Here is a 12,510-nt window from a genome sequence, read left to right as displayed (position 1 = left end):
CGCTCACCGAACAACGCCTCATGCAGCTGCTCCTCGGTGGCGTTCGCCTCGTGGAGCGCCTTCTCGTACTCGGCGAGTTCGCGGACCAAGGAGTGCCGTCGGTGTCCGGGCGTCCCGGTGACGTGGCCCGCTGCAGCTCGTGGCTGAGCTCCTCGAGCTCGCTGCCGCCCGCCATCTGGCGGGTCAGCTCGTCCAGCGTGATGCCGTCCTTGGCGTGGCTGCCGGACATGGCACCCCGCTTGAGCAGCACGAACCGGTCACCGACCAGATACGCGTGGTGCGGGTTGTGCGTGATGAGAACCACGCCGAGTCCGGCGTCCCGGGCGGCGGCGACGTACTTGAGCACGACACCGGACTGCTTGACTCCGAGCGCCGCCGTGGGCTCGTCGAGCACGAGGACCTTGGCACCGAAGTAGACGGCGCGCGCGATGGCGACGCACTGGCGCTCACCGCCCGACAGGGTGCCGATCGGCTGGTCGACGTCGCGCAGGTCGATGCCCATGCGCAGCAGTTCGGAGCGGGTGGTCTCGCGCATCTTCCGGACGTCGAGCGTCTTGAACGGGCCGACACCCGTCGTCGGCTCGGAGCCGAGGAAGAAGTTCCGCCAGACGGGCATCAGCGGGACGACGGCCAGATCCTGGTAGACGGTGGCGATGCCTCGGTCGAGGGCGTCGCGGGGGTTGGCGAGCGTGGTCTCCTCGCCATCGATGAGGAACGTGCCGGCGTCGTGCCGGTGCAGCCCCGCGATGATCTTGATGAGAGTGGACTTGCCGGCGCCGTTGTCGCCGAGCACGCAGGAGATCTCGCCCGCGTGGACCACCAGTGAGACGTCCTGGAGCGCCTTGATGTTGCCGTAGAACTTGCTGACGTGGTCCAGCTCGATCAGCGCCCGGGGGGCCGGGGTCGTCATTTCGTCGCCTCCGCGCGCTTGCGTACCCATGCGTTGAGCAGGGTGGCCAGGAGCAGCATGGCTCCGAGGAAGAACTTGAACCAGTCCGGGTTCCACTCCGCGTACACGATGCCCTTGCTGGTCATGCCGAAGATGAACGCACCGACCGCCGAGCCGATGGCGGAGCCGTAACCGCCGGTGATCAGGCAGCCGCCGATGACGGCCGCGATGATGTACGTCAGCTCGTTGCCGACGCCCTCACCGGACTGCACCACGTCGTACGAGAAGAGCAGATGCTGCCCGGAGACCCAGGCGGCGAAGGCGACCCCGAGGTACAGCCCGACCTTCGTACGGATCACCGGGACGCCGACCGCGCGGGCCGCGTCGGCCTCCCCGCCGACCGCGAAGATCCAGTTCCCGAAGCGGGTACGCAGCAGGATCCCGGTGGCGATCGCCACGAGCACCGCCCACCACAGGATGGTCACTTTGAACTCGACCCCGCCGACGGTCCACTGCGAGGCGAAGACCTTGCGGGCGGAGTCGAAGCCCTCCATGTCGCCGATGGACTTCGTCGACACGGTGCCGCTGATCAGCTTGGTGAAGCCGAGGTTGAGACCGGTCAGCATCAGGAACGTACCGAGCGTGATGATGAAACTCGGAAGCTTGGTACGGGTCAGCATGAGCCCGTTGAACGCGCCGATGGCCAGGGTCACCAGCAGCGACACGAAGACGCCGACCCAGACGTTGGCCGTCATCTGGTAGCTGAACATCGACGAGACCAGCGCGGAGCTGGTGACCAGCACACCGGCGGAGAGGTCGAACTCGCCGCCGATCATCAACAGCGCAACCGGCGCCGCCATGATCCCGATGGTGGACGCCGCGTACAGCACCGTGCCGAAGCTGGAGGCGCGCAGGAAGCTGTCGGCGACGATCGAGAAGAAGAGGAAAACGGCCGCGGCGCCGACGACCGAACCGAGTTCGGGGCGGCCCAGGAGCCTGCGCAGCGGTGAGGTGCGCAGCAGCCGCTCGTCGGTCCCGGATGGTGCGGGTGGTTGCTCCGTCGTGGTCATCGGGTCCCCCGCTTCGTGTACTCCGCCAGCTGGGCGGCGTCCTTCGAGGTGATGATCTGCGGGCCGGTGAGGACGGGGCGGCCGCCGCCGAGCACATTGCGGTTGTAGCGGTGGAGCCAGAGCAGGTCGACGGCCTCGTACCCCTGGAGGTACGGCTGCTGGTCCACGGCGAAGCCCAGGGTCTTGTCCTGGAGTGCGGTGGCGACCTTGGCATTCAGGTCGAAGGTGTCGATCTCGGCCTTGGAGCCCGCGGTCCGCTTCGCTTTCACGGCGGCGTCGGCGAACGGCGCGCCGAGGGTGACGACCGCGTCGATGCTCTTGTCGGCCTGGAGCTTCGCCTCGATGGACGCCTGGACGTCGGGCATGTTGGTGCCCTCGACGTACAGGTTCTGCATCTGCCCGTCGAAGGTCTTCTTCGCCCCGGCGCAGCGCTGCTCGTGGCCGACGTTGCCCTGCTCGTGCAGGATGCACAGCGCCTTCTTGCGTCCGCGCGCGTTGAGCTCGTCGCCGACGGCCTCGCCCGCGACGGACTCGTCCTGGCCGATGTGGGTGAGCGCGCCGAAAGCCTTGGACTCCGCGGAGCCCGAGTTCACCGTGATCACCGGGATCCCGGCCCGGGTCGCCTTGGCGACGACGGCCTTCAACGCGTCGGGTTTGGCCAGCGTGACGATCAGCCCGTCGACCTTCTGGTCGATGGCGGCCTGGACGAGCTGGGCCTGCTGCTGCGCCTCGTCGTTGTGCGAGTACAGGAACTTGATGTTGTCCTTGACGGCCGCCTGCTTCGCGCCGCTCTGGACGATGTCCCAGAAGGTGTCCCCGTCGCCCGAGTGCGTGACCATGGCGAAGGTCCAGCGGGGTGTGTTCACCGCGGACCGGCCTTCGGCGGCGGCCCGTGCCGCGCGCTCCTCCGCCCGCTTGCCACCGGTGCTGCTGCATCCCACGAGGGAGGCCCCGAGCACCGCCGCAAGCACGGCGCCCATCGCACGTACCCCTGTCCGAACCCTTGCCACGACGTGGTGCCCTTCTTGTGCTGCTCGCTGTGCTGCTTGGTGCCGACCGGGGGTGTTCCCGCCCGGTCCGGCTGGCCAAGTATCCCCGAGCCCGACTCGGCGCCGCCCGGCAGGGCCGGGCCTCTTACGTCGGCACGGGGTGGGCACGGCGGTCCTCACGGGGATCACCGGGTACCGCGCGCGGTGTATTTCTCCAGCTGCGGTACGTCGTCGGCGGTGACGATCGCCGGGCCGGTGAGCACGGGCTTTCCGCCGCCGATGACGTTTCCGTTGGTCCGGTCGAGCCACAGTTCGTCGACGGCGAGATAGCCCTGGAGGTAGGGCTGCTGATCGACGGCGAAGCCGACCTCGGAGGCCTTCAGCCGCTTGACGACCTCGGCGTTGAGATCGAACGTGTCGACCTCGGCCTTGGAGCCGGAGCCCTCCTTGGCCTTGACGGAGGCGGCGGCGAACGGCGCGCCGAGGGTGACGACCGCGTCGATGCTCTTGTCGGCCTGGAGCTTCGCCTCGATGGAGGAGGTGGAGGCGGGCATGTTGGTGCCTTCGATACCGAGGTTCTCGACGCTCCCCCTGAAGGTCTTCTTCACTCCGGCGCAGCGCTCCTCCAGTGACACATTGCCCTGTTCGTGGATGACGCAGACGGCCTTCTTGCGGCCCCGCTTGTTGAGCTCCTCGCCGACGGCCTCGCCGGCGACCTTCTCGTCCTGTCCGATATGGCCGATCGCGCCGACGCCCTTCGAGAACTGCGCGCCCGAGTTGATGGTGACGACGGGGATACCGGCCTTCACGGCCTTGGTGACGGCGTCCGCCACGGCTTCCGGCTTGGCCAGGGTGACGACGATCCCGTCGACCTTCTGGTCGATGGCGGCCTGGACGAGCTGGGCCTGCTCCTTGCCCTCCTTGTTCGCGGAGTACAGGAACTCGACGTTGTCCTTGGCCGCGGCCTGCTTCGCACCGCTCTGGACGATGTCCCAGAAGGTGTCGCCCTCCCCCGAGTGCGTGATCATCGCGATCTTCATCCGGGGTGTGGAGACGCCCTTGGCTCCTTGGCCGCCGCCGGACCTGTCCTCGGAGCTCTTGCCGCCGGAGCTGCTGCATCCGGCGACGACGGCGGTGACGACGAGGCTGATGGTGCAGATGGCGATCAGGGGTGCTGCCTTGCGAGGGGTACGCATGGTGGGTCCGCCTTCTCTCCCGGCCGCCCGAGTGCGGCTTGGGGAGTTGTAGCGAGGAGCGGGGACCCCGTCAACGGGCCGATATGCGGGCGTCAGCGGACAAGCAGCTGAAAATCGAAGGTGTAGCGCGAGGCCCGGTAGATGTGCGAGCCGAATTCGACCGCCCGCCCGGTGTCGTCGTACGTGGTGCGCTCCATGGTCAGCAGCGGAGCGCCCTGGGGCTCGGCGAGCTGTGCCGCCTCCTCGGCCGTGGCGAGGCGGGCGCCGACGGTCTGGCGGGCGCTGTGCAGGGTGACTCCGCCGGCCCGCAGCATCCGGTAGAGGCCGGTCGTCTCCAGCCGTTCGGTGGACAGGTCTACGAGGCCGGCGGGCAGGTGGTTGCGGAGCAGGGCCATCGGTTCGCCGTGCGCGGACCGCAGCCGTTCGACGAGGTGGACCTCGGTGCCTTCCGGGACACCGAGGGCGGCGGCGGTCGCGGCGGTGGCGGGCTCGGTCGTGTTGCGCAGGACGCGGGTGGTGGGGCGCTGCCCGGCCGCCTCCAGGTCGTCGTACAGGCTGCTCAGTTCGAGCGGACGCCGGACCTGGCTGTGGACGACCTGGGTGCCCACCCCCCGGCGACGGACCATCAGTCCCTTGTCGACGAGCGACTGGATGGCCTGGCGGACGGTGGGGCGGGACAGGCCGAGCCGGGCCGCGAGCTCGATCTCGTTGCCGAGGAGGCTGCCGGGGACGAGCCGGCCCTTCTCGACGGCCGCCTCCAGCTGCTGGGACAGCTGGTAGTAGAGCGGGACCGGGCTGCTGCGGTCCACGCCGAGTCCGAGGGCGGCGGGGTCCGCGGTGGGTTTGGGCACGGCAGGAGCGTAGCTGTCGCGTTCGGACCGCCGGTAGTCAGGTCGTCCTGTTGTCCGGACAATAAGGGCGTCCTCGCCTCATCGCGTCGCTCCGCGCGCTCCGTGTTCCTCGGACGGCGTGGGTTCGCCGCCCGGTGACCGTCGACGATCCGAGGTGGCGGTCGATCTGTTGGTGCATGAGGAGGGGTACCGCCTGGTGCGGCTGGTCAGCCAGTGCCCGCAGGAGCTGCGGGTGAAGCCTGCCGTCGAGGCGGGCGCCGCCTCACTGCGCTCGACGGTGAACCGGTGGAGAGCGTGACGCCGGAACCGTACGGGTGTCGGCACTGCGGCTCGGGGCACCGAACACGACCCGCTTTGTCAGGACATATAGTTGACAGCGCAGCCGGTGGACGGCACGTTGGGTCCATGCGTATCGGACTCATCGGCACCGGCCGGATCGGTTCCTTCCACGCGGGCGCGCTGGCCCGCCACCCCGAGGTGGACACCCTGGTGGTGACGGACATCGACGGGGCGCGGGCGGCCGGGATCGCGGACCGCATCGGCCACGCGACGGCCGTCGGGTCCGCGGCCGAGGTGCTGGGCGCGGGGGTGGATGCCGTCGTGATCGCCTCGGCCACCTCGGCACATGCGGAACTGATCGGACTGGCCGCACGGGCCGGCCTGCCGGCGTTCTGCGAGAAGCCCATCGCACTGGATCTGGCGGGGACGCTGGGCGCCCTGCATGAGGTCGAGCGGGCCGGGAGCGTGCTCCAACTGGGCTTCATGCGCCGCTTCGACGCCGGGTACGGGGCGGCGCGCACCGCTGTGCGGAGCGGGGCGCTGGGCAGGCTCCACACCGTACGGGCCACGACCTCCGATCCGGCGCCGCCGCCCGCCGCGTATCTGCCGCACTCCGGCGGCCTGTTCCGGGACTGTCTGGTCCATGACTTCGACATCCTGCGGTGGGTGACGGGCCGTGAAGTGGTGGAGGTGTACGCCACCGGTTCGGACGCCGGTCCCGCGATGTTCCGGGCGGCGGGCGATGTCGACACGGCGGCGGCGCTGCTGACCCTCGACGACTCCACGCTGGCGACGGCGACGGCGACCCGGTGCAACGGCGCCGGGTACGACGTACGGATGGAGCTGGCGGGCGAGCTCGACCAGGTCGCGGTCGGTCTGGACGACCGTACGCCGCTGACGTCGGTGGAACCCCAGGGCCCCGCCGCCCCGGCCAAGCCGTGGCCGGGGTTCCTGGAGCGGTTCGCCGCGGCGTACGAGGCGGAACTGGACGCGTTCGTACGGGTGGTGCGGGGCGAGGCGGCCAACCCGTGCGACGGCCGGGAGGCTCTGCACGCGCTGCGGATCGCGGAGGCGTGCGAGCTGTCGCGGCGCGAGCACCGGCCGGTTGCGGTGGCGGAGATCCGCGCCGACTGACGGTGCGGCCCCCGCTACCGGACGACCGGCAGCCGCTCGGGCTCCGTATCAGCAGGCCCGTACGCCAGGTCAGGGCGGCGGGATGGCGGTCCAGGACCAGGTCGGGGCAGCGCTCCAGCAGGGATCCGATCGCGATCCGGGCCTCGATGCGGGCCAGGGGCGCACCCAGGCAGTAGTGGATGCCGTGACCGAAGGCGACATGACCGCGGGCGTCCCGGCCGATGTCGAAACGGTCGGCCCCTCGAATCGGTCCGGGTCGCGGTTGGCGTCGGCCATCGCGATCAGGACCGGTTCGCCGCGCCGGAAATGACGGTGCCGCCGATGTCCAGCGGCTCGGTGGTGAACCGGTACGTGGGGGTCTCGACCGGCTCCTCGTAGCGCAGCGTCTCCTCCACCGCGTTGTCGATGAGCCCGAAGTCGGCGCGCACGGGTCCGCTTGTCCGGAGCCCGGCGTGGACGGGGTAGGGGTCGCGGGTGAACGTCTCGCCGAGCGCGGCGAGATCGACGACATCCGCGACTTCGGGCGCTTGGGTCGCCCGGCTGGTCAAGGAAGGTCCCTTCAGTGCGTCCGGGCGGAGAGCACGGTTCCCTGGGCGACCGCGCACAGGGCTTCCGCACCGTCGTCCGCCGCGGCGAACAGATCGCAGCGGACCACCGCCTGGCGACGGCCGGTGTGGACGACGGTGGCGCGGGCGATCAGGGTGCGGCCCGTGGCCGGCCGGATGTACTGGATCGAGAAGCCACCGGTCAGCACGGCCGGCCCGAGGGTCGTTCCGGCGGCGAAGGTGATCGAGTTGTCGGCGGCGTATGACAGCACGCCTCCGTGCACAAAGCCGTTCTGCTGCTGGAGTTCCTGCCGGATGTCCACTTCGAGGGTGGCGGCGCCGTCCCCGAAGGCGGTGATCCGTGCCCCGACGAGCCCGCTGAACGGCTGGCTGTCGAGGACCTTCTGCGCCATCTGCATGTCAAGTCCGTTCATGACACGCCTTCTTACCTCACCAGCGCACCGGCAGGTGACGAACCCCTCGGATCAGCATCCCGGGCAGCCAGTCCAGTTCCGCACCGACCGGGTCGAGTACGAGATCCGGGCACCGTTCCAGCAGCGTGCGGATCGCGATCCGGCCCTCCATCCGGGCCAGCGGCGCCCCCATGCAGACGGTTTGCCGATCTCGACCGGCTCCCGGGCGAAGCGGAAGGTGGCGGTCTCCACCGGTCCGTCGTACCGGAGCATCTCCTCGACCGCGCCGTCGACCATACTGAAGAGGGACCCCCGCGAAGATCGAAGTCGACTGCGGACACGGTTCGGTCCCTACCGGCCGGTTCGGTTCGATCGCCTCGGATCGATCCGCTTCAGCCTACGTCGCCCGCGCCGTCGTCCTCCTCGTCGAGCAGCCCCGCGTCGTGCACCAACAGCGCGATCTGGACACGGTTGTTGAAGTCGAACTTCGCAAGAATGCGTGAGACGTGTGTCTTCACGGTGGCCACGCTGAGATAGAGGCTCGCGGCGATCTCCGCGTTGGAACGGCCGCCTCCGACGGCGACCGCGACCTCGCGTTCCCGCTCGGCGAGACCGGCGATCCTCCGGCGTGCCCGGTCGGCCCGGCCCGTGCGGTCGTCGGCGCCGGTCCCCGCGGCCCGGTCCATCAGCTGCCGGGTGACGGCGGGCGACAGCACGGGGTCACCGGCCACGACCCGGCGGACCGAGTCGACGATCTGCGCGGGCGGCGTGTCTTTCAGCACAAATCCCGCGGCTCCGGCGCGGATGGCCCGCAGCACCTGCTCATCGGCGTGGAAGGTGGTGAGGACGACGACCTCCGGGGCGTCGGGGCGGCGGCGCAGCGCCTCGGTCGCGCTCAGTCCGTCCATGGTCGGCATCCTGATGTCCATCAGCACCACGTCGGGGCGGAGCCGGTCGACGAGGTCCGCGGCCTCGGAGCCGTCCGCCCCCTCCCCCACGACGGCGATGTCGTCGGCGCCGCCGAGCATGAGCGTCAGCCCGGCCCGTACGAGCGGGTCGTCGTCGACGATGAGCAGCCGCACGGGCCGCGCCGGGGGATCCACGGGGGTGGTCATGAGGTCCACGGTAGCCAGGCCCGGATCCCGAATCCGCCGTCGGGTTCGGGCCCGTGACCGAGGCGGCCCCCGGCGAGGGTGGCGCGCTCGGTCAGACCGATGAGGCCCTGGCCGGAGCCGGGGACCCGTTCGAAGGGTTCGACGGGCGCCGGGTTGCGCACCTCGGTGGTGATCCCGGCGCCCGGACCCCCGGTGACGGCGACGGTGACCTCGGCTCCGGGGGCGTGTTTGCGGGCGTTGGTCAAGCCCTCCTGCACGATGCGGTACACGGTGCGGCCGGTGGCGGCGGGGGCGGCGGCCGGGTCGGCGATGCGGTTGTCGAGGGCGACCTTCATGCCGGCGAGCCGGGACTCGGCGATCAGCGCGTCGAGGGTGGCGAGGGTGGGCTGCGGCCTGTCGCCCTCCCCGTTGTCGCCGGGGCCGCGGAGGACGCCGATGATCTCGCGGAGGTCCTGGAGCGCCTCGTGCGCGCTGTCCCGGATCACCCCGGCGGCCCGGCCGACCTCGGCGGGGGGCGCGTCGGGACGGAATTCGAGGGCGCCCGCGTGGACGCTGAGGAGGGTGAGGCGGTGGGCGAGGACGTCGTGCATCTCGCGGGCGATGGCCTCGCGGGCCAGCCGCTGCGCCTGTTCGGCGCGGAGCTCTGCCTCGGTCTCGGCCCGATGGGCGCGTTCGCGCAGGGTGACGACGAGCTGGCGCCTGGATCGCACGACCATGCCCCAGCTCAGCACCAGCAGGACCAGCAGCACACCGATGATCGTGGACGCGACGAACGAGGTGTCCGGATCGGGGCGCAGATACGGCTGTACGGGGGCGACGGCCAGGGCCAGCGCACCGACGGCGGCCACCGGTTTGAACGGCCGGTGCACCGCCACGCCGAACAGCGCGACGAGCATCGCCCCGGCGGCGACCGGTTCGACGGTGGCGAGCAGCGTCAGGGTCACGGCGAGTCCGACCGGCCACCGGCGCCGCGTCCACAGCGCGCAGCAGGCCGCGGCGCCGATCAGCGAGTCGACGAAGACGACACCGTCGGGGGTGGTGTGGTCGGCGTCGATCGCGGCGGCCGCGAGCACACCGATGCCGGCCGCACAGAGGAAGGCCGTGATGTCGACGACCCAGTCCCGTACTGTGCGGCGCGCCCGGCGGCCGTGGTCGCCGGGCAGCTCGGGATCGGCCATGGCCGAGGGCAGTAACCAGCGGTACTCCGTACGCGTCATATCGACAAAACTACTCAAGTGACGGGCTGGTACCGGCCGTGCGGGGGACGGGAAGCCACCAAAGTTGCGGGATCGGATACTTTCGGCGCCGTGCCGCAGACCGCCGGCCGACGCCGCGGCCGGACCGGCCCCGCGAGGCTCTCCCCCATGAAGAAACTCTGCGAGTCGGTCGGCTTCATCGTGTTCGTCCAGGGCGTCGCCGGGCTGCTGCACGAATGGACGGGCTGGTTCCGGCTCTGGACGGTGGTGCGGCGGGTGGAGTTACTCGGCGGCTACCCGGTCTTCGTCAACATCGTGCTGGTGGTGGCGGGCTCCGCAGTGATGGTGGCGGCGGACCGGCTCAAGGAGTAGCGGCCTCCCCCACGACAGGGGGTGAATCGGCGAGCGGCGTCATGCGGCCTCGCTGGCAAGGCGGAGCAAGGGTCCACGCGGAGCGTCGGTGACTGACGACGACGCCGCAAGCGGAGTCGCAGGGCGTCGGGAGCCCACTCCCTACCGCGGGGGAGGCCGTAACCGCCCGGCTCAGGGAGCAGCTGCGGCGCGACGCCCCCAGCCCGTCCCGGCGAGGACGAGCACCGCGCCCACCACACCCAGGACGCCGAGCCGTTCTCCTCCGATGGCAATGCCCGCGGCGGCGGCCCACAGCGGTTCCGTACCGAGGAGCAGGCTGACCCGTGACGGCGAGGTGCGGCGTACCGACCACATCTGCACGAAGAACGCGAAGAGCGTGCAGAAGACGGAGAGGAAGAGCAGACCGCCCCACTCCCGGACACCGAACTCCGAGGCCACCGCCCACGGCGACTGCCCGGTACCGGGCACGGCGGCAAGCACGGCGAAGACGGCTACCGCGCTGCCGAGCTGCACGGTGGTGAGCGACAGCGAGTCGGCGTCCTGCACGGACCTGATGCGGGCCATCAGCAGCACGTGGAGGGTACGGGCGAGTGCGGCCACCAGCATCAGCAGATCACCCACCGACGGGCCGGTGAAACCGCCGCCCTGGGTCAGGAGCATCACGCCGGCGACGGACAGTGCGGCGGCGGCGAGAAAGGCCCTGGGCGGCCGGACCCGGGTCACCGCGGCTTCGGCGAGCGGCGTGAAGATCATGGTGAGGCTGATGATGAGGCCGGCGTTGGTCGCCGAGGTGTGCACGACGCCGTACGTCTCCACGAGGAAGATCCCGCTGAGGACCAGCCCCAGCAGCCCCGCGCCGCGCCACTGCGCCGCGCTGAGCTCCCGCAGCCTGCGCCACCCCGTGGCGGCCAGTACGGGCAGCACGATGACGAAGCGCAGGACGAGGACCGCGATGACGGTCTGTGTGGTCGTGATGCCCTTGGCGGCGAGATAGCTGGCGCCCCAGACGACCGCGACGAGCAGCACGGGCAGATCGGTGAGCCAGGCCCGGCGCGGTGGTGCGAGGGCGGGCAGGGCGATCGAGGACACCTGGTTTCTCCTGGCACTCGTGGTTCTCGTGATGCTCCACAGCGGGAACCCCTGGGGAGACCGCACCGGCTCGCCCGCGGAACGATCACGGTACCGGGAGGTCCGCGGCGCCGGGAACACCTGTCTCACCGCTCGGGCGCGCCCGGCGCTCCTGCACGTACGGGCCCGGCTGTCCCATGCCCTCGTCCATGAACGGCACGAGCCCGCCGCCGTACTCGAATCCGCCGCTCGGGGCCCTCCTCCGGGCGACCGGGCGCCTGCATGACGCCGTCGAGTAACAGAAATGTGGTGAGGGTCAGCATCGCCATGGTCCTTCTCCTCCGGGCCGTCCGGCTCCTTCCGGGCCGTCCGGGCTGTCGGGGCTGTCGGGGCTGTCGGGCGATGCCGTCTCGTCCGACCCCGCTCCCACCCGGAACTCATCGGTCCACCCGGCGGATGCCGTGCGCCGCGTAGGCGTCCGTTTCCCGCCGGTCACCGCGCGGCGAACGGACTTTCCTTGTCCCTGTCGACACAGCAGCCCCGACCGGCAAGGAACCCACCATGACCAGCACCGACACCAGGACCGCACTCGTCACCGGCGGCAGCCGCGGCATCGGCGCCGCGACCGCGCTGCGGCTCGCCCAGGACGGCGCCGATGTGGCGCTGACCTATGTACAGGACGAGGACGGCGCCCGTGAGGTCGTCCGGAAGATCGAGGCGTACGGCCGCCGCGCGCTCGCCCTGCGCGCCGACTCGACCGACCCCGAGGCGGTCCCGGCGGCCGTGCACGAGGCCGCGGACACGTTCGGCCGGCTCGACATCCTCGTCAACAACGCGGGCATCGGCGTCCTCGGCCCCATCGGCACACTCACCCCGGCCGATGTGGACCGGGTGCTGGCCGTCAACGTGCGGGCGGTGTTCCTCGCCTGCCGGGCGGCGGCCGCCCGGATGGAGCGCGGCGGCCGCATCATTTCCGTCGGTACGGCCCTGAGCAGGCACGCGGGCGGTCCCGGCGCCACGCTCTACGCGATGAGCAAGTCGGCGCTCGCCGGTCTCACCAAGCCGCTCGCCCATGAGCTCGGCCCGCGCTCCATCACCGTGAACCTGGTCCAGCCCGGCCCGATCGACACGGACCTGAACCCGGCCGACGGCCCGTACGCCGCCGGACAGCGCGCCTGCACCGCCCTGGACCGCTTCGGCACGACGGGTGAAGTGGCCTCCCTGATCTCCTACTTGGCCGGTGACGAAGCGGCGTACATCACCGGTACGGAGGTGGTGGTGGACGGCGGACACGCGGCCTGAGAGCCTGTCGGGTGGCCTCCGATCGGATAACGGACGCGGTCTGGCGCGTGCGATTCCAAGGCGGAGGAGGGAGTCAACGCGGAGCGTTGGC

At 70.9% G+C, this 12,510-nt stretch carries 12 protein-coding genes and 4 pseudogenes; 4 read left to right on the top strand and 12 right to left on the bottom strand.

What is annotated here, in order from left to right; genetic code table 11:
- The 6 genes and pseudogenes from AB0I23_RS37230 to AB0I23_RS37205 all read right to left on the bottom strand — a co-directional run.
- Positions 1 to 89 (bottom strand): annotated as a pseudogene (locus AB0I23_RS37230) (GNAT family N-acetyltransferase); the annotation flags it as partial.
- Positions 89 to 940 (bottom strand): annotated as a pseudogene (locus AB0I23_RS37225) (ATP-binding cassette domain-containing protein); the annotation flags it as partial. The pseudogenes AB0I23_RS37225 and AB0I23_RS37230, both read right to left, overlap by 1 nt.
- Positions 907 to 1,959: an ABC transporter permease gene (locus tag AB0I23_RS37220; protein ID WP_359116754.1), complete on the bottom strand. Its 1,053-nt coding sequence runs from the start codon at positions 1,957 to 1,959 to the stop codon at positions 907 to 909. The pseudogene AB0I23_RS37225 and the gene AB0I23_RS37220, both read right to left, overlap by 34 nt.
- Positions 1,956 to 2,939: a sugar ABC transporter substrate-binding protein gene (locus AB0I23_RS37215; protein ID WP_359116752.1), complete on the bottom strand. Its 984-nt coding sequence runs from the start codon at positions 2,937 to 2,939 to the stop codon at positions 1,956 to 1,958. Before AB0I23_RS37215 ends, AB0I23_RS37220 begins: the two co-directional genes overlap by 4 nt.
- A 194-nt stretch (positions 2,940 to 3,133) precedes the next feature.
- The gene (locus tag AB0I23_RS37210) at positions 3,134 to 4,144 is read right to left on the bottom strand and encodes a sugar ABC transporter substrate-binding protein (protein WP_359116750.1); all 1,011 of its coding nucleotides are present in this window, start codon (positions 4,142 to 4,144) and stop codon (positions 3,134 to 3,136) included.
- A 92-nt stretch (positions 4,145 to 4,236) separates the two neighbouring features.
- Positions 4,237 to 4,995, bottom strand: a complete 759-nt coding sequence (locus AB0I23_RS37205) for a GntR family transcriptional regulator (protein WP_359116747.1) — start codon at positions 4,993 to 4,995, stop codon at positions 4,237 to 4,239.
- 172 nt (positions 4,996 to 5,167) lie between these two features.
- Between AB0I23_RS37205 and AB0I23_RS37200 the strand changes: the two genes are divergently transcribed.
- Positions 5,168 to 5,293, top strand: a complete 126-nt coding sequence (locus AB0I23_RS37200; RefSeq protein ID WP_359116745.1) for a hypothetical protein — start codon at positions 5,168 to 5,170, stop codon at positions 5,291 to 5,293.
- A 107-nt stretch (positions 5,294 to 5,400) separates the two neighbouring features.
- A complete protein-coding gene (locus AB0I23_RS37195; RefSeq protein ID WP_359116743.1) occupies positions 5,401 to 6,408 on the top strand; it encodes a Gfo/Idh/MocA family protein in 1,008 nt (335 codons plus the stop codon).
- A gap of 37 nt (positions 6,409 to 6,445) precedes the next feature.
- On the opposite strand, the pseudogene AB0I23_RS37190 reads toward AB0I23_RS37195, so the two are convergent.
- The 5 genes and pseudogenes from AB0I23_RS37190 to AB0I23_RS37170 form a co-directional block, all read right to left on the bottom strand.
- Positions 6,446 to 6,836 (bottom strand): annotated as a pseudogene (locus tag AB0I23_RS37190) (cytochrome P450); the annotation flags it as partial.
- A 131-nt stretch (positions 6,837 to 6,967) separates the two neighbouring features.
- Positions 6,968 to 7,387, bottom strand: coding sequence for a PaaI family thioesterase (locus AB0I23_RS37185; RefSeq protein ID WP_359116741.1), 420 nt, complete (start codon positions 7,385 to 7,387; stop codon positions 6,968 to 6,970).
- 16 nt (positions 7,388 to 7,403) lie between these two features.
- Positions 7,404 to 7,666: pseudogene (locus tag AB0I23_RS37180) on the bottom strand (cytochrome P450); the annotation flags it as partial.
- Between the two features lie 92 nt (positions 7,667 to 7,758).
- Positions 7,759 to 8,481, bottom strand: a complete 723-nt coding sequence (locus AB0I23_RS37175) for a response regulator transcription factor (protein ID WP_359116739.1) — start codon at positions 8,479 to 8,481, stop codon at positions 7,759 to 7,761.
- Positions 8,478 to 9,698 carry a sensor histidine kinase gene (locus AB0I23_RS37170; RefSeq protein ID WP_359116736.1) on the bottom strand — a complete coding sequence of 407 codons (1,221 nt, stop codon included), beginning with the start codon at positions 9,696 to 9,698 and terminating at the stop codon, positions 8,478 to 8,480. Before AB0I23_RS37170 ends, AB0I23_RS37175 begins: the two co-directional genes overlap by 4 nt.
- Before the next feature lie 147 nt (positions 9,699 to 9,845).
- Here AB0I23_RS37170 and AB0I23_RS37165 point away from each other — a divergent pair, with 147 nt between their 5' ends.
- Positions 9,846 to 10,049, top strand: a complete 204-nt coding sequence (locus tag AB0I23_RS37165; protein ID WP_359116734.1) for a hypothetical protein — start codon at positions 9,846 to 9,848, stop codon at positions 10,047 to 10,049.
- 171 nt (positions 10,050 to 10,220) lie between these two features.
- On the opposite strand, the gene AB0I23_RS37160 is transcribed toward AB0I23_RS37165, so the two are convergent.
- The gene (locus tag AB0I23_RS37160; protein ID WP_359116731.1) at positions 10,221 to 11,138 is read right to left on the bottom strand and encodes a DMT family transporter; all 918 of its coding nucleotides are present in this window, start codon (positions 11,136 to 11,138) and stop codon (positions 10,221 to 10,223) included.
- Between the two features lie 540 nt (positions 11,139 to 11,678).
- Here AB0I23_RS37160 and AB0I23_RS37150 point away from each other — a divergent pair.
- A complete protein-coding gene (locus AB0I23_RS37150) occupies positions 11,679 to 12,419 on the top strand; it encodes an SDR family NAD(P)-dependent oxidoreductase (protein ID WP_359116728.1) in 741 nt (246 codons plus the stop codon).
- The last annotated feature ends 91 nt before the right edge of the window (positions 12,420 to 12,510 follow it).

The sequence above is a fragment of the Streptomyces atratus genome (genome assembly GCF_040655115.1).
GTDB classification, from domain to species: domain Bacteria; phylum Actinomycetota; class Actinomycetes; order Streptomycetales; family Streptomycetaceae; genus Streptomyces; species Streptomyces atratus_D.
This window is presented reverse-complemented; position numbering and strand designations above follow the sequence as displayed.